Origin of the sequence: Flagellimonas ulvae (assembly GCF_049333175.1) — a bacterium.
Classification (GTDB): domain Bacteria; phylum Bacteroidota; class Bacteroidia; order Flavobacteriales; family Flavobacteriaceae; genus Flagellimonas.
On record NZ_CP186325.1, the window covers coordinates 2939617 to 2964314 of the forward strand.

The window sequence follows — 24698 nt, forward strand, 5'->3', positions numbered from 1 at the left end:
TGCTAAGTTTTGACTATTCTACAGTTAGAATCTTTACTTTTTGCCCATCTTTTACACTTCGTGCACCTTCATCGATGACACCGTCTCCATTTTCAATTCCTGATATTACCTCAACCAAATCCCCTTGCGTTTTTCCAGTTTTAATAACTGCCTTTTTGGCGATGGCATCCGAAGAAATGGAATCAGAGCCTACTAGATATACGTACTGCTCACCTTCGGCATTTTCTGAAACAATGCTTTGTGGAATCAAAATAGCAGATTCATTGGAGTAATCGTTTATCATAACCTTGGCCGTTAAATTTGGCTTTATCTTCCCATTATGACTTGGTACTGGAATCTCTGCCGTAAACGAACGGTTGCCGGGATTGATAAAATTACCCGTCTGCCTTACTTTGGTAGTGACACTATCACCGGTAACTGGAAAGTATACTTGAACGTTCTTTCCAGGGGTAACATTGGGTAAATGGCTTTCAGGAACATCTACCTCAATATACATGTTAGAAAGGTTCACAATTCTGAAAACCTCAGAACCAGGACCGGGACTCACCACCGTACCTTGGTCTTTGATTACATCATCAATAATTCCCGAGAAAGGAGCTCTTATCGATGATTTAGCCACTTGACTTTGCATTTGGCTTACAGCACTTTCTTGAGACTCATAAGCTGTTTTGGCTTCTAAGTATTGAATTTCAGAACCTATATTCTGTTCCCAAAGTCTTTTTTGACGGTCAAATGTAGTTTTGGCCAAAGCTGCTTGAGTTTTCATTTGAGCCAACTGACTTGAGAGTCCGCCATCATCAATCGAGGCCAACAACTGTCCCTTGGAAACCTTCTGTCCTTCTTTGACGTACACCTTAAACAAGGTTCCTGCAATTTCAGGATAGATGAGAACATTCTGTTTGGTTGTAACATCACCTTGAAGCTCAAGATAGTGGTCAAAGTTTTCGGTTTTAGCTTCAATTGTGGTTACCAACGGCAGTTTTGCGCTATCGTCCAAGATGGCAATCACAGAATCCAGCTTGTAGATGTCCATTTCCAATTCTTTTTGCTGAGAGGCAATTTCGTTTCTCTTTTCGCGAATGGCGGCTAAATCCTTGCCATCAAGTACAGTTTGTAAATCTGCTCCGCTACCACCGCCACATGAATAGATGGTGATTGCTGCAAGAACTAATAGGGATATTCTTTTCATGATTGTATGGTTTTGTTCTTTGATTATTGATTAATTATGGTTTCCAATTCGGTTTTTCTGTTGATTACATCTACCATGGATTGTAAAAACTCCTGCTGGGTGGAATACAACTGTGTTTGGGCTTGTCTCAGCTCAAAACTTGTTGCTAGACCTTCTGTATATTTTATCTGGTTTTTGTTTTCGATTCGTTCGGCCAGCTTTAAATTCTCCTTAGAGGTATCATATTCCTCGATTGATAGAATATAATCGCTTTTGGCACTTTCCAGTTGAAGCCTAATTTGTTCTTCGGCCTCTGTTAATTGAGTTTTTGCCTTTTCAAATGCAATTTTGGCGCGTTGGGTGCTCGCACTTCTTTTTAATGAGCTGAAGATTGGGATGCTGAGGTCGAAACCAAGTATAGAAGTTTCAAACCACTGTTGTCCTCGGTCCAAAAAGTTAAAACTATCACTAAAGGAATTTGCACCGTAGTTTACAAAGGCATTTAGGGTTGGAAGAGCTCTACTTTTGGCCAACTTCAATTCATAATACCGTTGCTCGTTCAAATTAAGGGCTAGTTTATAGTCCACGTTGTTTTCAATATTGAACTCTGTATCCAAAATGGTTGGCGTAATCTGTTTTTGAGTCAAATCTTCCAAACTTTCTGAAAGCTCTGTTGGATTTGTTATGGGCAGTCCCATCATCAGATTGAGCATTTGCAGTGTGATTTTTTCCAATCTTTTTGCATTTTTAAGCTGATTATTCACAGAAGACAACGTGATTTGGAGTTGGTCAACACTTTCTTCGTCTCCCAAACCGTTTTCATAAATACGCTTGGTCTCATATAAGTTTTTTTCCAGAGTTGCCTTGTTTCGTTCCGAAATCAGCACACTCTCTTGGGCCAAAAGCACATTGCCATAGGCTTCTACTACTGACTTTCTAACGTCCAGCGCGGTTTTTTCCTTATTATTTTGACTAAAGCTTAAGAATGCCTTGGTAGCCTGTACTCCAACTATATATGATCCATCAAATATTTGTTGCGTTAAGGTAGCCGTAGCAGTTGCCGTTTGCGGTGGGCCAAAGATGATGGGTACAAAAACATCCGGATCTTGCACTACTCCAGGAGGCAAAAACTCCGGTGGAACAAGAATTGAGGGAAACTGGTTTATGGGCTGAATCAATTGGTTTTGATAGCTAACAGCACCTGAAATCTGCGGAAGTCCATCCGCAATGGTTTCCCATTTCTGTTTTTGAGCGTCCACAATGTCCCTGTCGGCATTAATGGCGCTATAGTTATGTTCCAAAGCATAGGCTATGGCTTCATCCAATGTAAAGCTATTGGGTTTTTCTTGACTTAATAAAAGCAATGGCAGACTTAAGATAAGACTGATACTGATTGTTCGCATTTATTCTTGGTTTGAATTGATGATTGAGTTTAATATTTTTCTTCCTTTGGGAGTTACCACTCCTCTTAAATGATATTCCAAAAAATCATCCTCCAACTGAGAGTTGGAGAAAATGGTCATGGGGAACAAATCGTTGTCTTTAATGCTGATTGCACCACTGAAGTAGATTCGTGCTACAAACTCTACATTTAGGTTATCTCGATAAATACCCATTTCAACACCTCTTTTAATATTGTCCAAAACACAGTCTTGCATCACTTCAAATTGTTTTTTCTTTAGTGAATGATGAAGTCTTGGATAGTATTTCTGTAATTGATATTGTGGTGAGGATTTTTCACCTTTTAAGTGATTCATGGCAAATCGCTTTATCTCATACAATTCTTTAATAGGGTTTTTTTTGAGGGCCACTATCTCGTCGATACCATTTGAGATAAACCAAAACAAATCCATCGTTGTCTCTTCCACCAATTTGGTTTTATTCTCAAAATGGGTGTATATGGTTTTTTTGGATATCCCCATTTCATTGGCCAAATCATCCATAGTAACGCTCTTAAATCCTAGATTTAGAAAGAGTTCTGTCGCCTTATGTAAAATTTTTTCTCTCATTTGAGGGGTCAAATGTAAATAGGAAACTATAAAAACAAAAAAAGTTTCCAAAGTTTTACATTTTTTTAACGTCCAGATATTTGTTGCTTTATCTAGACCAACCAACTACAAAATGACGAATGAGAAAATCCTTTTTGGACTGAGTTGTGTTTTTTGATCTTGAATTCCAGAAAAACGCTCTGGAACGACTGCCGTATCTCTCTTTAATGATATTACTTTTTTTATCCTTCTTCATTTTTCTGTTCATTTTCAATTCGCTCAACATAAGCGTTGTATGCTTTTTCGCCTTCCTCTTTCCAGAAATTGTCATAATGCTTCCAATCTGCAAAGGATCTTCTGGATTTGCACCAATCTTCCATTTTACGCTTTCTTTCTTTTTTCATGCCCTTTCCTTTGGAGGAGTGGTTGCCCATTCCGAACAAAATTTTTGCCAGGGCCAACAAGCCTATTGCTTGCCAATATCCAATTGTAGTTAGGCCGAATATTGTAGGCATTAGCCAATTCCATAGCCACATAACCACAAACCCCATTAAAAAGACAAACAGAATTCCAATAAGTATCATGAAAAATACCTTGAATCCTTTGGTCACAAAATTTTTGACTTTCATTTCGTACTTTGTTTCAGCTTCCATTTCAATATTTTTAAAAATTATTCTTTTCTTTTTCCAAGATTTTAGCCAGAATGGACAATGCTCTATGTCTTCTTGACATAAGTGTACCTGAAGAAATATTGGTTTCCGTTGTTATCTCCCGATATGTGTAACCTTCAAAGTCCACAGCAATAATAATGTCCTTATATTCTGGTTTTAGCTTCTGTATAGCATCTCGCAAAGCCTTTTCAAGCTCTGGTGTATAAGAATTGTCTGCTTTATCATAGAACAATTCTGCAAACTCTTGCCATCGATGGTCCATATCATCACTTGTATAGGTGTTTGTTTTCTTGGACCGCATCAAATCGATTATTCGATTCCTGACCGCATTGTACACAAAGCCTGTAATGTTGGAAATTGGCGTTGCATCCACGGGCCTTGAAAATATGCGCACCGCTACATCCTGAACAACATCCTCAGCATCTCGCTCGGTTGAATCTTCAATTCTGGACCTTACGTAAGCTCTCAACGAATGATATTCTTCGTTGAAAAAAGTGGTTAATCTATTTTGATCGCTTTCTTGCGGAGATGACATTGGTTGATTGTTCAAATCTTCTATCTATAAAGACGAAGGTTCTCAAAACTATTGCGTTTTGAGATAAACTTTTTTCAATTCTTACGTTTCTTATACGCCTTAGCACGTATTTTTGGAATATGACGAAGCAAAATAAAATAGGTGAGTTTAGAGATAAAATATTAGCTCACTTGGATGAGAGATTCAACTCCAAAGCACCAGAAAACCTTTATGATCCAATCTTATACATTCTTGGATTGGGAGGAAAAAGAATGCGTCCTGTACTGACTTTGATGTCGGTGGATGTTTTCAATGGTAAAATGGAAGACGCTTTGGATGCAGCATTGGCCATAGAGGTTTTTCATAATTTTTCCTTGGTTCATGACGATATTATGGATGATGCTCCCTTGCGCAGGGGAAAAATCACAGTACATGAGAAATGGGATATTAACACCGGAATTCTTTCTGGAGACGCTATGCTCATAAAATCCTATCAGCTTTTTGAAGATTATGAACCTGATACATTTAAAAAGCTGGTCTCGCTTTTTAGTCAGACGGCCATCGAAGTTTGCGAAGGACAGCAATATGATGTGGATTTTGAAACAAGAAACGATGTTACGATTCCGGAGTATCTTAAAATGATTGAATACAAAACAGCAGTTTTGGTTGCGGCTTCGCTAAAAATGGGAGCCATAATTTCTGGTGCAACAAATTCTGATGCCGAAGCCATATATGAGTTTGGAAGGAGCTTGGGCATTGCCTTTCAATTGCAGGATGATTATTTAGACGCTTTTGGAGACCCTAAAACCTTTGGAAAGCAAGTGGGAGGGGATATCATAGAGAACAAAAAGACCATTTTATACCTGAAGGCACTTGAATTTGCTTCGTCGGATGATAAGGTGGAATTGGAAAAACTGTTTTCAGAAAAACCGGAAAATCCCGAAGAGAAAATCAATAGAACAAAGGAGATTTTCCAGAAAACGGGCTCAGTCGTGTTTCTTAAAAAAGAAATAGAAAACTACACGGACAGTGCATTTGAGAGTTTGGATAAAATATCTGCTTCAGAAGAAAACAAAATACTATTAAAGCAGTTCGGCAAACAACTTATGAAACGTACCATCTAAAAAAGACGTCTCAATAAGGCTCTTACAAATGGGATAGGTTGGGGTGCGGCCATTATTCGGATATCTTCCCAAATGTTGGTTCCATTGTCCAGAAACTTAAGAATTAAATGGGCAGGCCTTTTCTTAAACAGAGATTCAAAAATGGATTGTCCCAGGTGATTGTTTTTGGCTAAAACATCCAACAGCAACATATCATAAAACAGGAACTTGTCTTTTTTATAAAACTGGGACAAGGGTTTGTTCTGTTTTAAATGAGTGGTAAGTTTTTTTACTTTTTTACTAGTAGAGTAAAAGGTGAATCCTGTGCTGGGTTTGGCCCATCCACCTGCTACGCCAATATACATATGGGAATCCGTATTCCTTTTATGAAAAGGATGGGCCGTCATAGGAATACTTCCCTCTTCTTTTTCAGTTATAGTGTATGGGACATCCTCGAAATGTTCATCTAAATACGCCTCAATGGCTTTTTCATACTCTTCCTTTTCCAACAGATGTTCAGAAAACAAGGTGTATTCAAACAGTGCCTCGGTTTCAGTAAGGGGAAGCACATACATAAAACGGGTATTTCCTTTTTGTGGAATGGAAAAATCCATGAAAGTGGCCTCGTCAATTTTAAAAACTGGTTTTTCAGTTTTTATGAACCACCCAATAAAATGTTGTTGAAGCACGGGATATTTTTCCTGACCGTGTAAAGAGTCATAAGAGAAAATGCTATTGAAAACCTTTTCACAGGTATAATTTTTATCCTTTCCCAATACCTCCATACCGTTTTGAAGTGCATTTACAGCGGTGACTTCATCCGTAGTTCGGGTAATGTTGTTGTGCTTTTCTATTTTATGATTGTAATGGGAGTAAAAATCCATAGCCCGTATCATCTTATAGGAATAGGGCGCTATTTTGGTGGATAAACGCAGACTTTTGCCTGCAAAATAAATTTGGGACCAACTTTTTTTAAGTAAATGGTCAAAAATACCTTCCCCAACTTCCCAAAAACACCAAGTACGGTCATTTTTGGTTTTTACTTCTTTATCAATAAGTAAAATGGATTTTGAAGCAAAAAAATCGTCGAATCCCAACGAATCTGCCAAAAGCAATCCGGAGGCGCCTGCGCCGATGATGATATAATCGTAATGGGCCATCGTTCAAAAATACGGAAAGCAAAACAAGCGCAAATCAATTGTTTTTACGATTTTCTTATGGAAATGAAAAGAAAACATGAAAGTAAGGTAGCCTTGAAATCCTGATTTAAGGCTGATTATTCAAAATTCTATTCAATTTTTTAGGCGAGAGGTACTCAAAATATCGCGCTGTAATTTCAAACTTTTCATTGAGAATGACCATTGCTGGAAGTGAAAAAGGTCCATTTTCTCGGGAAGCAAGGAGTAGGGGGATTTCATGAGTTGCATTTCTTTTTTTACCTACTTCTTTATTTGTGTACGTATCACCACCAAAAGAGATGGTTTCTTGAGATTCGGCATTCATTTGTACCGCGTAATATTCAGTGTTCAATGTTGTAATCACCGGAGGATCCTTAAATGCCGCCTTATCCATTTTCTTGCAATAGGCGCACCAATCCGCATAGAAATCGATAAAGACTTTTTTAGGTTTTACAGCAAGGGAATCTTCCAACTGTTCAAAACTGAGCCATTGAATTTCATCTTCTTGTGCAAAAGCTTCAGTTGATGACAAAAACGTCATCAGAGAAAATAGTATCCCAATGGGAAAAAAGGTTTTTTTCATGTATGATGAAGTGTTTCTCATCCTACTAGTATTTATCAGTGAAACTTTCCAAATTTTAGGCCAAAAAAGAAGGCACGTGGAGCATCGGGACCATAGATATAATCAGAATCCCGTCCTGGACCTATATCAAAATCATCCTGAAAGCTATTAAAAATATTGGTCACCCCACCAGAAACCGTAATCATAAATGAGTCACTGAAATTGAAATGGGTTTCCAGCTTAATATTCATGTCAAAAAAAGAACCTGAATCGTTTAGCTCCAAAAACCCATTATCACTGATTACCCGCGGAACAGTCATATTACCGGTATATGTTCCTGTAACATCTACATTAAATTTTTCACTTGGAATCCAAGTCGTGTTTAAATAGCCATAAAAGTTGGGCACCCTAACAAATTCGTCGATAACGATATCAGTTTCTCCAGGTGTTCCGTCACTTTCAAATAATAGCTGGGGTTCATCCCATTCGGTTTGTTGTAAAGTACCTCCTAATTGAAAACGCCATTCTGGATTTGGAGATAGCCCTAACTCAAAATTAGAACCATAAACACGGGCTCCTTCACCGTTTCTTACTTCCTCCAAAATGGAGCCATTTTCTAAAACAGCACCGGTACTGACCAAAGTGAAAGGGTCTTCCAAACTCGTGTAGAATCCTTCCAAAAGGAAATCAAATTGTAATAAATTTTTGGTCTTGGAATAGTTCAATGAACCTGTAAATGCATTTGAAAATTCGGTATCCAAGTTCTCTGATAAGATGACGAACTGTGGCTCACCACCTACGCTGGAAATATGTAAGTCTTCATTGAAAGTTTGTGGGGCTCGAAAACCTCTAGCATAACCACCTCGAAGACGCAACTCTTCTGTAAGTTTATAGGATAAAGTAATCCTAGGCGAGAGGGCGGTTTGATTTAAGTCCAAGTCCCTTTCAATACCTCCCACTGAGTAATCCCCTACAACATTAACATTGTCCAAGCGAGCACCCAATAAGGCGGAAAATGTATCCGAGGGTTTCCATTCGTATTGGGCATAGCTCCCTAAAGTGTTTACATTTTGATCTACAAGTCGATTATATCCGGGTATTTGGTCTTCGGTAGTGCTATAATTAAATTCTGCTCCTGCGGTAAGCACATCATTATTTTGAAACGTTTTGGTTATTTGTACACCATTAACCCATGCTAAATCTTTGGTGGTTCCGAAAGCATTATTGGCCAATAAACTGTCTTGTCTGGTCCTTCCACCACCCAATCCTCCGTAAAAACTATCGCGATTGGTATAAGAGGCCGAAGTATAGACCTGCGTTTGTTGTGTACCATCTTTACTGTTTATTTCATAATCTGCGCCACCAATAAAAGTATCATGGTCCAGTTCTTCTGTAATATCTGTGAACTGGGGAGCCAACTCCAAACGGTCTCCTCCTCTTCGGTACTCGCGAATGGCGTTTAAGTTTACAGAAACACGACTTCTCTCAGTAGGTCGCACAAAGGCCTTGGCCCCAACCGTGGTATTTCGTAATTCTACCAGTTCTGTAAATCCATCATCATTGGCATCATACGCTTGCCGGTTTCGATAGGTACCAAAAAGAGTGACACCACTATTAAGATCATCAGCAACAATGGAACTGTTGAAATTAACGATTCGGTCAAGGGCATCACCGTCAATAATGGCGAGATTACTACCTATTTCCCAAGTATTTAAAACAGGGTCTTTTGTAATTATATTTACGGTTCCTGCGATGGCGTTGGAGCCATAAAGTGCAGAACCGCCACTACGAACCACCTCTACACGTTCGATAATGTTGGTGGGAATCTGTTCAAGGCCGTACACACCCAAAAGTGAAGTGAAAATGGGTCTGCTATTCAAAAGTATTTGCGTGTAGGCGCCATCCAAGCCATTTAATCGTACCTGTGTAAAACCACAGTTTTGACAGTTAGTCTCTACGCGAACTCCTGGTGCAAAATTAAGTCCCTCAGCTACGGTAATAGATTGGGTGGCCGTGAGTAATCTCGGTTTTAAAGAGGAGACCACAACAGGAGCACTTCTACGTTCCACACGGTTTCGCGTGGCACTTATAACTACTTCGTCTAGTCCTAAAGCATCTTCAATCAGTGAGAAATCAACAGTCAAAGATGAGCCTTGGGAAATGGTTAGTTCTTTGTTTTGAGAACGATACCCTTGGGATTGGACCACCAGAGTAATTTCACCTGTTGGAATTTCAAGTTGATAGGTGCCATCGACATCTGATGTGGTCCCAATATTTTTGCCTTTGACAAATACACTGGCGAAAGGAACAGGCTCTCCATCTGAAGTTATGGTTCCAGAAACAGTTCCGTTTTGTGCGAACAAAAAAGAACAAGAAAGAGTAGCAAGGAATAGTGAAATAAGCTTCAACGATTATTATTTAGAATTAGACCAAACAAAAGTAGGTAAATACAACTAAGTCGCAAATAAAAAAAGGTTTAATTAAATTATTTTTTAGACAAATCTAAAAATTGGTTTTGACAAATAAAAATGTATTTTTGAAAAAATCTTATATGACTCGTTCTGAAGAGAATTACATAAAGACCATTTTCCATTTGGGAGGAAACACCACTACGCTGATATCCACTAATGCAATTGCGGAACAAATGGAAACCAAACCTTCTTCAGTAACAGATATGTCCAAGAAATTGGCAGAAAAGGGCTTGGTGCATTACATAAGGTATCAAGGAGTTTCTTTAACAGAATTGGGAATAAAAATGGCACTTTCCGTTATCAGAAAACATCGTCTTTGGGAAGTGTTCTTAGTTGAAAAACTGGATTTTACTTGGGATGAAGTTCACGAGGTTGCCGAACAATTGGAGCATATCAAAAGCGAAAAACTAATTGACCAAATTGACGCTTTGCTAGGTTATCCGAAATATGACCCCCATGGCGACCCCATTCCCAGCAAGGATGGTGAATTTTTGGAAAGGGATAAGCAGCTTTTGAGCGATATGCCCAAAAATAGTTTAGGAGTTTGTGTTGGGGTTAAAGATACATCACCCACGTTTTTGAAGTTTTTGGACAAGAACCAAATTGCTTTGGGAAACACCATAAAAGTGCTGGACATTGAAGACTTTGATCAGTCACTTTCCATTTTGGTAAACAATAAAAAATTGAACATATCACATCAGATTGCATCCAATCTTTACGTGAAAAAGCAGAACTAATGGAACAAATAATCAATTATTTTGAAAGTATAAATCCCATTCGGGCAGCTTTGTACGCCACTCTTTTTACTTGGGGACTAACAGCGCTTGGTGCTGGATTGGTTTTTTTCTTTAAAAAAGCAAATAGGGCGTTGTTGGATGGCATGCTTGGTTTCACAGGAGGGGTAATGGTGGCTGCCAGCTTTTGGAGTTTATTGGCGCCTGGAATTGAAATGAGCCCAGGTGAGGGTTTTACCAAAGTAATTCCAGCTGCTGTTGGTTTTCTATTGGGGGCAGCCTTTATTTTTGGTTTGGATAAGATTTTACCTCACTTGCATATTAACTTTCGTGAGGAAGAAGCCGAAGGGGTAAAAACACCTTGGCGTAGAACCACTTTGCTTACTTTGGCCATTACGTTGCACAATATTCCTGAAGGATTGGCCGTGGGCGTTCTTTTTGGTGGAGTGGCCGCAGGTTTTGATGGAGCTAGTATTGGAGGCGCCGTGGCTTTGGCATTGGGGATAGGGTTGCAAAACTTTCCAGAAGGTTTTGCAGTGGCCATGCCCTTGCGTAGGCATGGATTAAGTCGCTGGAAAAGTTGGGTATATGGACAAGCGTCAGCGATTGTGGAGCCCATTGCCGGGGTGTTGGGCGCTTGGGCCGTACTTACTTTTGAACCGCTGTTGCCCTATGCACTTTCATTTGCTGCCGGTGCCATGATTTTTGTGGTGGTCGAAGAAGTAATTCCAGAAACACAAAGGGATAAGTATACCGACATTGCTACCTTGGGATTCATTGGCGGATTTATTATTATGATGATGTTGGATGTTGGTTTGGGATAACATTAAATTTATTTAGAGATGAGAATATTGTTTATGGCACTCCTTGTTTGTGGAGTTCAATTGCAGGCGCAAACGGTAGCTGATTTTCAAAAAGAAATCGATGCATCTGTTTGGAAACCCTTTCAACAAGCTTTTGAAGCTTTGGATGGTGAAGCGCTAAATGCCACGTATGCTGAAGAAGTCCTGCGGGTAACTCCTCTAGGAATCGATACCCAGAATACCTTTAAAGCTGCAAATCTGAAACGTTTTGAGCAAAACAAAGCTGATGGTGTTTCCATTGCCTTGGATTTCTGGTTTGATAGTCGTCATACAAATGGGGCGGCTTCCTACGAAGTAGGCTTTTACCGCATTGGATTTACGGATAAAGCTGGCAAGACCAACTATAGTTATGGACAATTTCATATCGTAATCCAAAAACAAAAAGGGGAGTGGAAGATTACCCAAGATTGGGATACTACCACCATTAACGGGAAAACGATTGGCACAGAGGATTTTGCCAAGAAAGAACCGATACGCTTTTAAGTACGTAACTCTTCAAGCAGCAAGCCAAAATCGTATTGCAGGTCTTCGTGAAGGGCAGCTATCTTTTTCTCTATAAAAAGCAATTGTCTTTCATAGAGATTCATCAAGGTGACATTCCTTCGAATAGAAGGATGAAAGTCCTTTAACTTTTCACAGAAGTACATCAAGAGCTCCACCTCGGTTTCTTTGTTACCAGAATAGCGAATGAACTTTTTAAGTGTCCTTAGAATCTTTCGAACACTTTTTTTGATGTAGAAAAAACTGTTGGTATTGATTAAAGAAAATTGTTCATCCATTTCAGATTTTACATGTTCAATATATCCCGCTTCGTTGTCTGCTTCAAAAAGTAGATAGGTAAGCAATTCCTTATTCTCTTTTTTGAATCGGGCTAGACGCAAGCAGAGCTGAAGAATTTCATCATCTGACCTGTATTGCAGTTCTTTTTTTAATTGTGCTATCGTAGCCGTTTTCATTTGGGAATATATTTAGACAGCTATCAATTGTTCTAGAAAGTCTCCGACAAAATAGGAGACCACTGCGGCAATTCCGCCCAATACCAAAGTCTCTAAAATACCCTTGATAATGGATGTTTGATTTACATAGGTCTTTAACCAACCAACAATAATAAATCCAAGGCCGGTTAAAACCGATGCAATCAAGAACAAGTTTTTGTCCAAAGGAGAAACATAATCCACCACGTAAATAACCAGAGGAATTAGTCCTATCAGAATGAAGGAAATATAGGTCGTTGCCCCAATCCAAAATGGGGAGCGGTCTTCTTTTACCATTTCCAGTTCTTCTTTCATCATGGTATTTACCCAAATCTCCCTATCATTGGTAATCACCTCTACCACCTTGTCCAATAACTCTCCCTCAAATCCTTTGGCGGCATAAATCTCCTTAATTTCCTCTTTTTCAACATCGGGAAGATTTTCAATTTCCCAATATTCCACCTGCTTATGTTTGTTGTAATTGTCCTGTTCTGATTTTGTGGAGAGGTAAGCGCCTACGGACATTGCAAAACCATCTGCCAATAGGTTAGCGAAACCCAGAATAATGATGATGGAGCTATCCAATCCTGCCCCCACAGAACCTGCAACTACGGCAAAAGTGGTAACGCATCCATCAATGCCTCCATAAACGAATTCTCCCAGGTATTTTTCAAAGCGCTTGAATATACCTGAATTTTGATGGAGCTGATTTTCGCTATATGGTACAGTATTCATTTGGCTGGGTTATTGACGAAGATAAGAAGCTCCATTGACATCTATTATGGTACCCGAAGTGTATTCGGCACCTTCTGAAGCCAAAAACAAAATGGCATGCGCTACTTCTTCGGGTTGTGCCATTCGTTGAAAAGGGGACTCACGCAGCAAGTTTTCCCGTTCAGCAGGTGTTAAGGTCACAGCTGCCATTTCGGTTTCTGTAAAACCTGGTGCTACCACCCCAATATAGATATTGTAAGGCGCCAACTTTTTTGCCAAAGATTGGCTCATGGCATTCAAAGCGGCTTTGCTAGCGCCATATGCTGGTTTAGTAGGTTCGCCTCTGAAAGAACCTCGGGAAGAGACATTGACTATGCGCCCACCTCCACTTTTCATCATGGCATGGGCTGCCCAATAACTCATATTGGACGCAGCAAAAAGATTGGTTTTGAAGGTTTCCTCCCACGCATGGGTCCAATGGTCAAAATCAACCGTATCGATTTCATGAAAAATTGAAATCCCCGCGTTGTTGACCAGTATGTCGATTTGTCCAAAGGCTTTTACAAAATCATCAATCAATTCCTCACAATTCTCTTTTTGGGAAATGTCTTTTTGAAAGATTTGATGAACTTCACCCTTTAACTCTACAAGAGTTTTTTGTGCCTCTTTTACGTTCCTCCTGAAATTGATACCAACCTTAGCTCCTTTTTGGGCAAAGGCGATTGCAGTGGCCTTTCCAATTCCTCTAGAACCACCGGTAACAAGCACGGTTTTGTTCGTAAAATCCATTAGCGAACATGTAAAGGTTGAACTTACTTTTTAACTCTAATCGGATAAGCAGGAGTTACCACATTTTTAGGTGGATTTTCTTTTAACTGCTTCATAACAATTTCAATGGCCTTTTCCAATTGGGGATCATGGCCTTTAATAACCAATTCTGGAAGTTGCTCCACATCAACATCCGGGGCAACACCTTCATTTTCTACCCTAAATCCTTTTTCGGAATAGAAGGCAAGGTTGGGTGCGGTAACCACGCCTCCATCAATGAATTCAGGATACCCTAAAACACCTACGAGTCCACCCCAGGTACGCTTACCTACCAGAGTTCCCATTTCAAACCGGCGGAACATCCATGGCAGATAATCCCCACCGGAACCAGCAGTTTCATCAATAATCATAACCTTGGGTCCTTGAATTGATGCACTGGGCGATTTCAAGTCTTTTCCATATCTAAAATTCCAATGCGCCTGTAGGGGCCGCTTTAAGATGTCAATGTAGTAATCGGCAAGTTGCCCCCCTCCATTATAGCGTTCGTCAATAATGATAGCTTTTTTATTGGCCTGTGGATAAAAATATCGCTTGAAATACTCAAAACCTGCACCGGCAGTGTTGGGCACATATACATAGGCAACCTGACCATCGGTCGCTTCGTGGACTTTCTTTATGTTGCCTTCTACCCAATCTCGATTTCGAATGGCCCATTCCGTTCGTAAGGGGGTAACCTGATAGGTTTTCGCATCACTCCCATCCGCATTTGAGCTCACTTTAAGGTCTACCAAAGTATTGGCAGTATTTTCAAAAAAGCTGTAAATGTTGTCAGTGCCTGAAACGTTTTTACCATTTACAGAAATGATATAGTCACCTTCAGAAACCCCAACACCTGGTTCTGTCAATGGAGACCTTAAATCTGGAGTCCAGTTTAGTCCACCATAAATTTTACTTATTTGATAACGGTTGTTCTTAACCACATAGTCAGCTCCCAAAAGTCCGCCTGGAATGTCTTTTGGATTGTTCAATGCATCGCCGTCGCTGCCAAAACGGTGGTGTCCCACTGCCAATTCGCTAAACATCCATTGCATTACCCGGTAAAGATCATCTTTACAGGAAGCATGGTCCACGAAAGGCTCATATTTGGTCTTCATGGCATTCCAATCTGCACCATGCATGCCTGGGTCATAAAAGTAATCGCGGTTCACCCGCCACGCTTCATTGAATATATTTTTCCATTCTTCTTTTGGATTTATTTTGATGGATATGGCATCCAGATTCAAAGGACCGTTTTCCGATTTTTTACCTAAATCAGATACGAACCAGGCCCCTCCACTATTATAGAACATCTTCTTTCCACTGCTGGCCACTTCATAATAGTCCGTTTCAAAAAGCTCTTCTTCTTTTCTTTCTTCAAAACTGAATTTCTTTAAGTGGGATCCTGAATCATCTGAAGATAAATAATAAAGTTCTCCTTCATCCACAGAATTCAATTCGCTATAATCCCCAGCATCTATGGGTAAGGCAATCATTCTATTTTGAATACCAGCCCAATCAATTTTTAAAACCTTGGGAGCGGGTGAATCTTTTTTACCTTTTTTGGAAGAATTTTCTTTTGCTGGTTCCTCCTTCTTTTCTTCCCCATTTTCCTCGTCATTTTCTTTCTTTAACGGCGAGATTATATCTTTCTGTAAAGTAATAGCATATATGGAATAGGAGGATTCCTTATCTTGATTTGACTGATCGAACCAATTCACCACGGGACCGGCATCTGTGGATGCCATCAAATAGATGTATTTGCCACTTGGGTCAAAGGTAGGCTCAACAACATCCGACAACCCATCAGTTAGTGCGTAGGATTTATTTTCGGCTAGGGAATACAAAAATGCTTTTTCAAAATTTGTGTCCGTAATTCTTGTGTAGGCAATCCAATTGGAATCAAAGGACCAATCGCTGAATTTTTCCCTCAAATCTCCAGGGACGAATAAATCATCTTGGTCTATTTTAATAGTTTTTGACGTGGCAATTGTGGTTACGTATAGATTCCTACCATTATCTACGTAGCTCACTTTTTTACTATCAGGAGACCAATGGATATTTCCGTAGAACCCAGTTCCTGTCAAAGTGATTTTTTTTACTGATCCACTTAGAGTGTTCTGAATATGCATAGCATATTCTCCCGAAGCATCTGAAAGATAGGCTATGGATTTTCCGTCAGGTGACCAAGAAGGAAATTTTTCGTGTACTCCGGTGGTTTGAGAGATATTCTTTGGATCTCCTTTTTTTGCAGGTACGGTTATAACATCTCCACGAAAATCTAAAACAACTCTGGCACCAGAGGGAGAAACGTTTCCTGATCTCACATATTGCGAGCCAGACACAAAGCGTTCTCTAAGTTCCAATAGGTCGGTGGCAATATTGATGGTTAATTTCTTATCGTTTCCGGAAGAAATATCATAGATGTGCAAGGTTCCGGCCTGCTCGTAAATAACAGAGTTTTTGTAAACCTTGGCATTAATAACTGGGAAGTCTTTAAAATCGGTGTGTTTTTTTAGCTCTTTGGTAGCAGTGTTATAGCTAAATAGGTTGAACTCTCCATCGCGGTCACTTCTAAAAACCACGTTATCACCAGCCCATTGTGGTTGGGTATCATTGCTTCCTCCTTGGGGTTTTGGAACTTCAACCACTTTGTGATCATTGGTGTTGTACACCCATATTCTAGAGGTGCGTCCACCTCGATAATTTTTCCATTGGCCAAAAGCATCAAAAATGGTCGTGTAGGCTATATGCTGTCCATCATCTGAATATGAAGCCCAGAATGCATTCGGAATTTCTAATTGGGAAGTGGCCCCGCCATCTATTGAAACCGTATATAGTTGAAAGTATCGATTTGTATGGGAATTTCTACGGGATGCGAAAAGTATGCTTTTCCCATCGGGAGAAAAATCCCTGATTAAGTCAAGATAAGGGTGCCATGTCAGCCTTTTAGGAATACCACCAGTTGAAGGAACAATATATACGTCCACGTTACCGTCATACTCCGCATTGAAAGCAATCATACTGCCATCTGGAGAAAATATTGGGCTGGATTCTATCCCTTCATCAATAGTAAGGCGCTTGGGATTGGAACCATCACGATTGGCAACCCATAGATCTTCAGCATAGACAAAGGCAATTTGCGTATTGCTGATGGCAGGTTGTTGCATTAATTTGGTTTCGGTTTGGGCATGCCCCAAGATGATTTGAAAATAGGCAAATACGAATAGGAGTTGGGTTACGAAAAGTCTTTTCATTTTCTGTAGTGTTGATGATTTTTGAAATGTGATTGAAGATACAGGATCGCTTTCAAAAAAACCGAATAAAGCTATATTTTTTCCAGCTCTGAATCTATACGCTGCTTCAACTCCTCAGCCCTTTTTTTTATGGTACTCCACCTAATAATCTGCTCTTGGTTTCCCCCAAATTTTAGTAGAACCATTTTCCAGTATTCCTTGTTTTGGGCAAGTGAGGTTGCATCGAGATTTTTAAGAGCAGAGATATCTTCCAAATTAAGTCCTAGCATGGCAAGACCTTCTTGATTCAAATAAACATGCTCTACCAACAAAGGGGTAATGTACTCATCGGTGATTTGTCTAGTAGTTCCATCGGTATATGTTTCTTTGGCATTTCTGTAATAGTTGAAAATATCTTGTCGTAATGCCTCATTTTGGACAAAACTCATTTTACCAGAAGACACGGCTTCATCAAAAATGCCGCTATTGCTTTTAAAGTATTGGTCAAAAACAAACTCGTAAGACTGTCTGATAAAACTAGCTTTATCAATGCTTTCAGGTGTTTTTAAAAGCTGAACAAGACTGTCCAGTCTACCTAGTCTGTCGCGGGATAGTTCAGTGTTATTTTCTATTTGGCGAATGTCCAATTCCACGTCTTTCGATAAGTTGGACAAAAGCAGTCGCTCTAACTTTCTTTGCTTGTTATGTTCACTATAGTCATTTATTTGAAGGGCAATTAGAATCCCTATGACGACCAAAATAATCTCTCCTACAGCATATAAAACATATTGAGAAAATTTGTTCTCAGAGAGTAAGTTTTGGCGCAGTTTTCGGAAAAATCTAATCATCAATCCAACTTTTTGGGAACGCTCTGATTACTATTTACTTTCCAAAGTTCATCTTCATAAATGGAAGTGTATTTAACCTCCATAAGGAAAGGGACATCTTCTATGGTCTCAATGCTTAAATATTCAAAAACACTGTCCATTTTGGAAGTTGGCAACTTATATACAAAAAGTGAGCGTTCCTCATTGGGGGTTAGGGTGGTTCCTCTACCAAGGGTTGAGTGTTGGGACAGATATCCGTATTCCAATAATTTGGGAAACTCTTGTTGGAAGAAGGTTTCTGTATCCAAGGCAAAATGGCTTCCTTGATAGATGTAATAAATGGAATCTATTATGGCTGGCCCCAGACCCTTGTTTTCAAGAACCTCCTGAAAAGTAACCAAAGAATCGTTTCCACCTTGATTGGTAGTAAAATCCAATCTGGGTTTCACGGAGAGCTTGCTCTGGACCCGCATAATATCGGTTTGATAGATAAAAATAACCAAGGTAAGGATACTGATTACCATGGCTGAAATACCCAAAAGCCTATCTGTACTGATTTTCTTAAAGGCCATAGAAAAAACGGTTGATTATTGGTTACTAAATATAATGGATAATACCGAGATACAATGGTTTTGCGAAATGAGGCCGAAGCTCTACCTTTAGGAATCAAATTGACTTATATGACACGGACTATTCTCATCTGTTTTTTACTTGCTATTTCCATTCAAAGTACCAAAGCCCAAAAACCCAACTTTTCATATTTGGATGTATTTGAACTCCAATATGTGTCTGACCCCCAAATATCCCCAAATGGAGATTGGGTAGTCTACCGAAGAATGGGTTTTGATATTATGAAAGACCGTTCCGCTGGGAGTCTTTGGTTAGTGAAAAGTGATGGGAGTCAACATCAAAAATTAACAACCCGTGAGGTAAATGAAAGTAGTGCCCGATGGTCACCCAATGGAGATAGGATTGCCTTTTCCAGTAGTACGGATAATGGCTCTGAAATATATATGTATTGGGTTGCCACTGGAAAAGTGGCCAAACTGACCCAGCTACCTTTTAGTCCAAGTTCGTTGACATGGTCGCCTGATGGAAAATCTCTAGCTTTTTCCATGAATGTTCCCAAAGCTCCACCTGTGAGTGCCAAAATCCCAAAAAAACCGAAAGGGGCCAAGTGGGCTGATGCGCCTAGGATTACGGACAGGGTATACCACGAGGCTGATGGTAGGGGTTATATCAAGCCAGGGTTCAATCATATTTTTAAGGTTTCAGCAGAAGGTGGTGCAATAAGACAACTTACCTCGGGAGATTATCACCATAGAGGTGCTTTGTCATGGAGTATGGATGGCACTAAAATATACTTTTCAGCCAATAGGGTGGAAGACTGGGAATATCGCTTCCGTAATAGCGAGATTTATACGGTCGCAGTTGAAAGTGGAGAGATTGAAGCCTTGACAGATAGGGATGGCCCAGATTACAATCCGAAAGTATCTCCAAATGGAAAGTATGTCGCTTACCTTGGGTATGGAGATAAGTTTGAAGCCTTCCAAACCCGGAAGTTGCATATTATGAATGTAGATGGTTCTGGAAAACGTATGATTTCTGGAAATCTGGACCGAACCATCTCTAATATTCAATGGGATGCTAAAAGTGCTGGGCTTTACGTTTCCTATGATGATAAAGGCAATGGGAAAGTGGGACATATTTCCTTGAATGGGGAAGTATCTAAACTAGCAGACAACGTAGGAGGAATTTCTCTAGGCAGACCGTATGGTGGAGGGTCTTTTACGGTTTCCAAAAATGGGACAATTGCCTTTACTCAATCTAGGCCAAACTATCCTGCTGAGTTGGCAATCATAGGAGTTAAAAGCAAGACGGCTCGGAAAGTTACTTCATTGAATCAACCTTTATTGGGATACAGAACCCTTGGTGAGGTCGAGGAGGTTTGGTATAAATCTTCCTATGACGGACGCGATATTCAGGGATGGGTGGTATACCCTCCCAATTATGATAAAAACAAAAAATATCCTTTTATGGTTGAAAACCATGGAGGTCCCATTTTGAATTACGGGGACCGCTTTTCCGCTGAAATGCAGTTATATGCTTCAGCAGGATATGTGGTTTTTTATCCAAATCCGAGAGGAAGCACAAGTTACGGTGAAGAATTTGGAAACTTACTTCTCAACAATTACCCCGGTCAGGATTACAATGATGTAATGGACGGAGTGGACCATTGTATTAACATGGGTATAGCCCATGAGGACCAGTTGTTTGTTACCGGAGGTAGTGCTGGGGGAATTATGAGTGCATGGATGATTGGAAAAAATAATCGTTTTGAAGCTGCAGTAGTGGCAAAGCCGGTGATGAATTGGATAAGTAAAACCTTGGTGGCGGATAACTATTTTGGCTATGCCAATAGCCGATACCCTGGTCAACCTTGGGAAAATTTTGAAGGGTACTGGAAATTTTCACCAATATCCCTCGTTGGTAATATAGAGACACCAACCATGGTGATGGTCGGTATGAACGATTTGCGAACCCCGCCAAGTGAAGCAAAACAATTGTACCATGCCTTGAAGCTGCGAAAAATTGAAACAGTTTTGGTGGAGATTCCAGGTGCAAGCCATGGAATAGCCAGCAGGCCAAGTAACTTAATTACCAAAATAGCGAACACAGTCGCTTGGTTTGACAAATACAGGACCGATAAAGAAAATGAGTAGAAAGAAAAGACATTGGTTGTGGAACGTATTGATTGTTCTTACCCTTGTTTTTTGTGCATCTGCTTTTGTGGTGCATTATAAAAATTGGCATTCCATTGAGCAGGGAGAGCTAAGCATTACCTCCGGGATTTATCACTTAAAAATTTCCATTTCAGAGATTGATAGCATTTCGTTGGTAGAAAGAATCCCGGAAATGGAGCGCTCACATGGCTTTTCTTGGATGGAAAAAGAAAAAGGGGTCTTTCAGGATTCCCTAACCCAATCCAAAGTATATGTTTTTGTAGATGATTTAAGGCAGCAAAAAATACGCTTGGTACATAATGATTCGGTAAAAGTATTCCTGAATTTCAGTGATAGTTTGTTAACACAAAAAGTATATGGGGATTTAAATGAAGAACTAGTACTTAAATTTGAGCAGCAAAAGTAATTTTGGCATTGTATATGTATTTGTCCCATCAAGTAATTCAATATTTATGAGAACCCTTTTGTTGTTTTTCTTACTGCTTCCTGTTTTTGCTCTTTCACAACATACACTTTCGGTTACGGTATACAATGTTCCTTCTTCTAAGGGTAAGGTAAGCGTGGCCATGTATGATTCCGCTTCTTCTTTTCTGAAATTTGATGAAGTTGCCAAAAGCGGTAGTGCTTCGGCAAAAGAAGGAATGACCGTACTTACATTGGAAGATGTACCCGAAGGGGAATATGCGATAGCCCTTTTTCATGATAAGAATGGCAACGATGTACTTGACACGAATTGGCTGGGAATCCCCAAAGAGAAGGTGGCGTTTTCAAAGGCAAAGATGCGAACCTTTGGCCCACCAAAGTATGAAGATTGTACTTTTAAAGTCACTTCTGATGGAAAAATCAGTGTTTATTTTTAAATATGGTCTCAACTGAACTGGTTCAATTTTTTGGAGCGTTGTATGGACTCTTGGCTGTCATTCTTGGCGCCTTTGGTGCTCATGCCTTAAAAAAGAAATTGACCCCGGAACAACTTCAAAGTTTTGAAACCGGAGTCAAATATCAAATGTACCATGCCATCCTGTTGGTTTCCCTAGGTTTTTTTCTAAACTTTAGTGAAACACTTCAGAATTATATGGCACTATGCTTCATTTTGGGAACTTTCTTGTTTTCATTCAGTATTTATGGCTTGGTTTTAAGTTCTTCAACAGGGAGAAAGCTTAAATTCCTTGGACCGGTAACCCCGCTGGGAGGCCTACTATTGGTAGTTGGTTGGGCTTTACTTCTGTTCGAAGTTTTACAATCGTAAATACATATTGCCATTAACGGTGTTTAATCGAAGTGTGTTGGTGGCATTAGCAACACTAGCCATAACCTTCTGGCCCACATGTCTGTCCGTGACTTTTAAATCTATTTTCTCATCCGCATAGATTTGTCCATGAACGGTTTCTGCCATTAAATTGGATTTTCCTACGGACAAATCGATTTCTCCATTGATGGTCTTGAGCTCCATATCCCCTTGGTACTTTTTGATATCAATATCGCCGTTAATTAAATCCGCAGTAAAATTCCCATCAATAATCTCAGCATTTAGGCTGCCATTTATGCTTTTTACCATAAATGTGGCATTTTTGGGCACATAGAGCACATAGTTGAACTCATACATATCGTCGGTATAATAATATCGTTTTCTTCCACTTTGTTCTCTTTCCTTATGGAAAGCTTTAAAAACGGGTTTTGCATCTGAAGTTATAGAAACATAGCTGTTGCTTTCGTTCACATCCAATGAATAAAGATCAAGAAACTTTCCTTGGTCCGTTTGGATGTCCGCTTTAAAATATATGGTGGACTTATCCCAGGTCTTTACTTCTATTTCTGATGCAAACTTTACTTCAAGACTAATGGTCTGTCCAGAATAGTTGATATTCTTTTCAATGATTTTCTGACCTTTTACGGTAAGGGCCAATAATGTCAGGGCCAAGAAGAGGATGTTTGTTTTCATGATTGTTCGTTTTTTGATTGTTACTTTTTTCTCAAGTATATGTTTCCGTTGGTAGACTTGAGTGAAATGTTCACTCCTCCATTGTTGATACTAGCTTTTACACTTTTTCTGGAGTATGATTTCAACCCGTCCTTTTCTTCGCGTTTTAAATCGAAATTGCTATAAATCTCTCCATTTGTTGAGCTTATGGAAAGTTGTGCAGGAGTATCGGAAGGCATTGATACATCGACAGCGCCATTTGTGGTATAAATTGAAATGGGTGAATCTTGTTTTACGTCATTGAAAAAGACGTCTATATCACCATTCAAAGCATTTGCCGTAACTGGGCCATTCACATTTCGAAGATCTACGCTTCCATTTAGACGAGCATTCGCTTCAACCTCTCCAGAAAAACCGTCTACATCAATATCTCCGTTCCATGTGCTTTTTACCGAAACGTTTTGGTCTTTGGGAAGAAAGATTCGTGCAGTTTCATTTTTCCTGAGATTTTTTACAAGAAGCGTGTTGCCATCCTGCACCACATAAAAACCAACATCAGTGTTATCTTCTCCACCTTCTCCGACCAGTCTAAGTCCTTTGGCTCTTTCTGAAACTTCCGAGCTGTTATTGGCCTTGATTAAAAGCTCATTTTTACTGTGGGTTCTGACTATAATGTCAGCTTTGGATTCGATTTTTACCCACTCCACACCACTTAAGGATTTGGTGTAACCGTCCTGCGCCTGACCGAAACTGGCCATCAAACACGCCGCTAAAAGAATAATTGAATTTTTCATGATTTTCGTTTTTTGATGTTTATATAATTTTTGGTAATCCTGTCTTAATCTGTTCTTTGATGAAAGGTTGTGTGTCCTCCTGCTCAAGTAATCGCTGCATGGGGCCAATGGCTTCCTTTTCCTGCATCTGCACCAACACTTGAATGATAACAATTTGTATGCTGGGATTCTTTTCCTTGCTCAAGGCCTCAATGAATACTTCCTTAACCTTCTCAGAGGAAGAGAATCTAGAAAGTGCTTCGAAAGCTGTCAATCTAACATTGTCATTTTCATCATTCAGCATACGTTTGCCCAAAGCATCGACCACGGCATCATCCGGATTTGGTATTTCTTCAATGTAATTTACGCCTTGGATACGCTTACTGGCCGATTGATTTTCCATTAAGGAAAGCATAACGGTTTGCTTCATTTGCAAGGTTTCGCTTTCTAGGGAAGCAATACTGCCATCCGTCTTTTTTTGTTGAAAAAGACTTCCTATTTGGAACGAGGTTACCAGAAGTGCTATACTGGCTGCAATTTTCAGCACATTGGATGCCCAAGACGAGTTTTTCTTTTTGGATTCTAAAGGAATCACCTTGGCAGACTTACTTTTTTCAGCTTCCAAAGCTTCTTCAAAATTCATCCGCAGACTATTTGAAGGAACTGTTGTTTCCTCTTTTTCGAAGGCCTCAAAAAGTGCCTTCATTTCTTCCAACTCTTTCCTTCCTTCTTCGGATTGGGCCAAATGAGCCTCCAATTCAACTCTATCCTTTTCGGAAATGGTATTGTCCAGATACTCCGGCAACAACTCATCAATACGGTCTTTTTTCATGACTATATGGTTTCCAAATACATTTGTTTTACTTTTTTCAATACTCTACACACTCTGGTCTTTACCGCACCTGGGGTACTCCCTACGATTTCTGCCAGTTCCTCATATTTGATTTCCTTGAAACGATTCAGGATAATCAATTCCCTATCTGAAGGGTCCAATTTGTTCAAAACACTTTGTAAGTGCGAATAATCTTCATGTATCAAGTTTTCCGACTCCACAGGTTTGTACTCCAACACTTCTATATCATCATGATTGCGCTGATTTCTGGTGAAGTGTGTCTTTAAACTGTTTCTAGCAATGGTAAATAGCCAAGAAACAAACGAACCGTTTTTATAAGTACCTCGATACTTTATCACCTTGTAAAAAACATCCTGTGTAAGATCTTCGCTCAACATTCGGTCACCAGACATTTTGTACAAAAAGTTATAGACATGTTTGTGGTGTCTATCAAAAAGTAGCTTTAACAAATCCAGGTTTCCCTTGGCTACTTTTTGCATTATTGTTTCGTCTGTCCAGGTTTCCAAAAGTTGTGTTTTGTTTGTCTTCTATTCTATATAGTCAGAAAAAAAGAAAAGGTTACAATAGGCGACAAAAAAAATGAAAATTAGGGTTACTCGT

26 protein-coding genes are annotated in these 24698 nt (G+C 39.6%); 8 read left to right on the top strand and 18 right to left on the bottom strand.

Annotated elements, in window-relative coordinates; all coding sequences use genetic code 11:
• Window positions 1–13: 13 nt before the first annotated feature.
• From ACOKFD_RS13515 to ACOKFD_RS13535, 5 genes are all read right to left on the bottom strand, one after another.
• The gene (locus ACOKFD_RS13515) at window positions 14–1189 is read right to left on the bottom strand and encodes an efflux RND transporter periplasmic adaptor subunit (RefSeq protein ID WP_422858400.1); all 1176 of its coding nucleotides are present in this window, start codon (window positions 1187–1189) and stop codon (window positions 14–16) included.
• 23 nt (window positions 1190–1212) lie between these two features.
• Window positions 1213–2571, bottom strand: a complete 1359-nt coding sequence (locus tag ACOKFD_RS13520; protein WP_422858401.1) for a TolC family protein — start codon at window positions 2569–2571, stop codon at window positions 1213–1215.
• Window positions 2572–3177: a TetR/AcrR family transcriptional regulator gene (locus ACOKFD_RS13525; protein WP_422858402.1), complete on the bottom strand. Its 606-nt coding sequence runs from the start codon at window positions 3175–3177 to the stop codon at window positions 2572–2574.
• 221 nt (window positions 3178–3398) lie between these two features.
• Window positions 3399–3809, bottom strand: coding sequence for a hypothetical protein (locus tag ACOKFD_RS13530; RefSeq protein ID WP_422858403.1), 411 nt, complete (start codon window positions 3807–3809; stop codon window positions 3399–3401).
• 10 nt (window positions 3810–3819) lie between these two features.
• A complete protein-coding gene (locus ACOKFD_RS13535) occupies window positions 3820–4362 on the bottom strand; it encodes an RNA polymerase sigma factor (RefSeq protein ID WP_422858404.1) in 543 nt (180 codons plus the stop codon).
• A 119-nt stretch (window positions 4363–4481) separates the two neighbouring features.
• Between ACOKFD_RS13535 and ACOKFD_RS13540 the strand changes: the two genes are divergently transcribed.
• Window positions 4482–5465, top strand: coding sequence for a polyprenyl synthetase family protein (locus tag ACOKFD_RS13540; RefSeq protein ID WP_422858405.1), 984 nt, complete (start codon window positions 4482–4484; stop codon window positions 5463–5465).
• Here the strand turns inward: ACOKFD_RS13540 and ACOKFD_RS13545 are convergent.
• From ACOKFD_RS13545 to ACOKFD_RS13555, 3 genes are all read right to left on the bottom strand, one after another.
• Window positions 5462–6604, bottom strand: coding sequence for a lycopene cyclase family protein (locus tag ACOKFD_RS13545; RefSeq protein ID WP_422858406.1), 1143 nt, complete (start codon window positions 6602–6604; stop codon window positions 5462–5464). The genes ACOKFD_RS13540 and ACOKFD_RS13545 overlap by 4 nt on opposite strands.
• Window positions 6605–6710: 106 nt before the next feature.
• Window positions 6711–7205: a thioredoxin fold domain-containing protein gene (locus ACOKFD_RS13550; RefSeq protein ID WP_298995708.1), complete on the bottom strand. Its 495-nt coding sequence runs from the start codon at window positions 7203–7205 to the stop codon at window positions 6711–6713.
• 35 nt (window positions 7206–7240) lie between these two features.
• On the bottom strand, window positions 7241–9592 hold the full coding sequence (locus ACOKFD_RS13555; protein ID WP_422858407.1) for a TonB-dependent receptor: 2352 nt from the start codon (window positions 9590–9592) through the stop codon (window positions 7241–7243).
• 143 nt (window positions 9593–9735) lie between these two features.
• Between ACOKFD_RS13555 and ACOKFD_RS13560 the strand changes: the two genes are divergently transcribed.
• From ACOKFD_RS13560 to ACOKFD_RS13570, 3 genes are read left to right on the top strand one after another with little or no spacing between them, the layout of a single operon-like run.
• The gene (locus ACOKFD_RS13560) at window positions 9736–10392 is read left to right on the top strand and encodes a metal-dependent transcriptional regulator (RefSeq protein WP_422861026.1); all 657 of its coding nucleotides are present in this window, start codon (window positions 9736–9738) and stop codon (window positions 10390–10392) included.
• Window positions 10392–11213: a ZIP family metal transporter gene (locus tag ACOKFD_RS13565; protein WP_298995704.1), complete on the top strand. Its 822-nt coding sequence runs from the start codon at window positions 10392–10394 to the stop codon at window positions 11211–11213. Before ACOKFD_RS13560 ends, ACOKFD_RS13565 begins: the two co-directional genes overlap by 1 nt.
• 18 nt (window positions 11214–11231) lie before the next feature.
• Window positions 11232–11735 carry a DUF4440 domain-containing protein gene (locus ACOKFD_RS13570; protein WP_298995702.1) on the top strand — a complete coding sequence of 168 codons (504 nt, stop codon included), beginning with the start codon at window positions 11232–11234 and terminating at the stop codon, window positions 11733–11735.
• Here ACOKFD_RS13570 and ACOKFD_RS13575 read toward each other — a convergent pair.
• The 6 genes from ACOKFD_RS13575 to ACOKFD_RS13600 form a co-directional block, all read right to left on the bottom strand.
• Window positions 11732–12208, bottom strand: a complete 477-nt coding sequence (locus ACOKFD_RS13575; protein ID WP_298995700.1) for a hypothetical protein — start codon at window positions 12206–12208, stop codon at window positions 11732–11734. The two genes, ACOKFD_RS13570 and ACOKFD_RS13575, sit on opposite strands and share 4 nt — an antisense overlap.
• 12 nt (window positions 12209–12220) lie before the next feature.
• A complete protein-coding gene (locus ACOKFD_RS13580) occupies window positions 12221–12961 on the bottom strand; it encodes a VIT1/CCC1 transporter family protein (protein WP_298995698.1) in 741 nt (246 codons plus the stop codon).
• 9 nt (window positions 12962–12970) lie between these two features.
• Window positions 12971–13729, bottom strand: a complete 759-nt coding sequence (locus ACOKFD_RS13585; RefSeq protein ID WP_422858408.1) for an SDR family NAD(P)-dependent oxidoreductase — start codon at window positions 13727–13729, stop codon at window positions 12971–12973.
• Between the two features lie 23 nt (window positions 13730–13752).
• Window positions 13753–17001, bottom strand: a complete 3249-nt coding sequence (locus ACOKFD_RS13590) for a S41 family peptidase (RefSeq protein WP_422858409.1) — start codon at window positions 16999–17001, stop codon at window positions 13753–13755.
• A 71-nt stretch (window positions 17002–17072) separates the two neighbouring features.
• Window positions 17073–17828 carry a DUF6090 family protein gene (locus tag ACOKFD_RS13595; protein ID WP_422858410.1) on the bottom strand — a complete coding sequence of 252 codons (756 nt, stop codon included), beginning with the start codon at window positions 17826–17828 and terminating at the stop codon, window positions 17073–17075.
• A complete protein-coding gene (locus ACOKFD_RS13600) occupies window positions 17828–18379 on the bottom strand; it encodes a hypothetical protein (RefSeq protein WP_298995691.1) in 552 nt (183 codons plus the stop codon). The genes ACOKFD_RS13595 and ACOKFD_RS13600 overlap by 1 nt, the downstream gene beginning before the upstream one ends.
• A 108-nt stretch (window positions 18380–18487) precedes the next feature.
• Between ACOKFD_RS13600 and ACOKFD_RS13605 the strand changes: the two genes are divergently transcribed.
• From ACOKFD_RS13605 to ACOKFD_RS13620, 4 genes are read left to right on the top strand one after another with little or no spacing between them, the layout of a single operon-like run.
• Window positions 18488–20530, top strand: a complete 2043-nt coding sequence (locus tag ACOKFD_RS13605; RefSeq protein WP_422858411.1) for a S9 family peptidase — start codon at window positions 18488–18490, stop codon at window positions 20528–20530.
• Window positions 20523–20957 (top strand): hypothetical protein, encoded by a 435-nt coding sequence (locus ACOKFD_RS13610; protein ID WP_422858412.1) that lies wholly within the window; start codon window positions 20523–20525, stop codon window positions 20955–20957. The genes ACOKFD_RS13605 and ACOKFD_RS13610 overlap by 8 nt, the downstream gene beginning before the upstream one ends.
• A gap of 46 nt (window positions 20958–21003) precedes the next feature.
• Window positions 21004–21411, top strand: a complete 408-nt coding sequence (locus ACOKFD_RS13615) for a DUF2141 domain-containing protein (protein WP_422858413.1) — start codon at window positions 21004–21006, stop codon at window positions 21409–21411.
• Window positions 21412–21413: 2 nt separating this feature from the next.
• The gene (locus ACOKFD_RS13620; RefSeq protein WP_422858414.1) at window positions 21414–21800 is read left to right on the top strand and encodes a DUF423 domain-containing protein; all 387 of its coding nucleotides are present in this window, start codon (window positions 21414–21416) and stop codon (window positions 21798–21800) included.
• On the opposite strand, the gene ACOKFD_RS13625 is transcribed toward ACOKFD_RS13620, so the two are convergent.
• From ACOKFD_RS13625 to ACOKFD_RS13640, 4 genes are read right to left on the bottom strand one after another with little or no spacing between them, the layout of a single operon-like run.
• Window positions 21789–22493 (bottom strand): hypothetical protein, encoded by a 705-nt coding sequence (locus ACOKFD_RS13625; protein ID WP_422858415.1) that lies wholly within the window; start codon window positions 22491–22493, stop codon window positions 21789–21791. The two genes, ACOKFD_RS13620 and ACOKFD_RS13625, sit on opposite strands and share 12 nt — an antisense overlap.
• 20 nt (window positions 22494–22513) lie before the next feature.
• Window positions 22514–23266 (bottom strand): DUF4097 family beta strand repeat-containing protein, encoded by a 753-nt coding sequence (locus ACOKFD_RS13630; RefSeq protein ID WP_422858416.1) that lies wholly within the window; start codon window positions 23264–23266, stop codon window positions 22514–22516.
• Between the two features lie 19 nt (window positions 23267–23285).
• Entirely contained in the window at window positions 23286–24077 is a 792-nt protein-coding gene (locus tag ACOKFD_RS13635) for a zf-HC2 domain-containing protein (protein ID WP_422858417.1), read from the bottom strand.
• Window positions 24078–24079: 2 nt separating this feature from the next.
• Complete coding sequence (locus ACOKFD_RS13640; RefSeq protein ID WP_298995679.1) at window positions 24080–24604, bottom strand: RNA polymerase sigma factor; 525 nt, start codon at window positions 24602–24604, stop codon at window positions 24080–24082.
• Window positions 24605–24698: the final 94 nt, after the last annotated feature.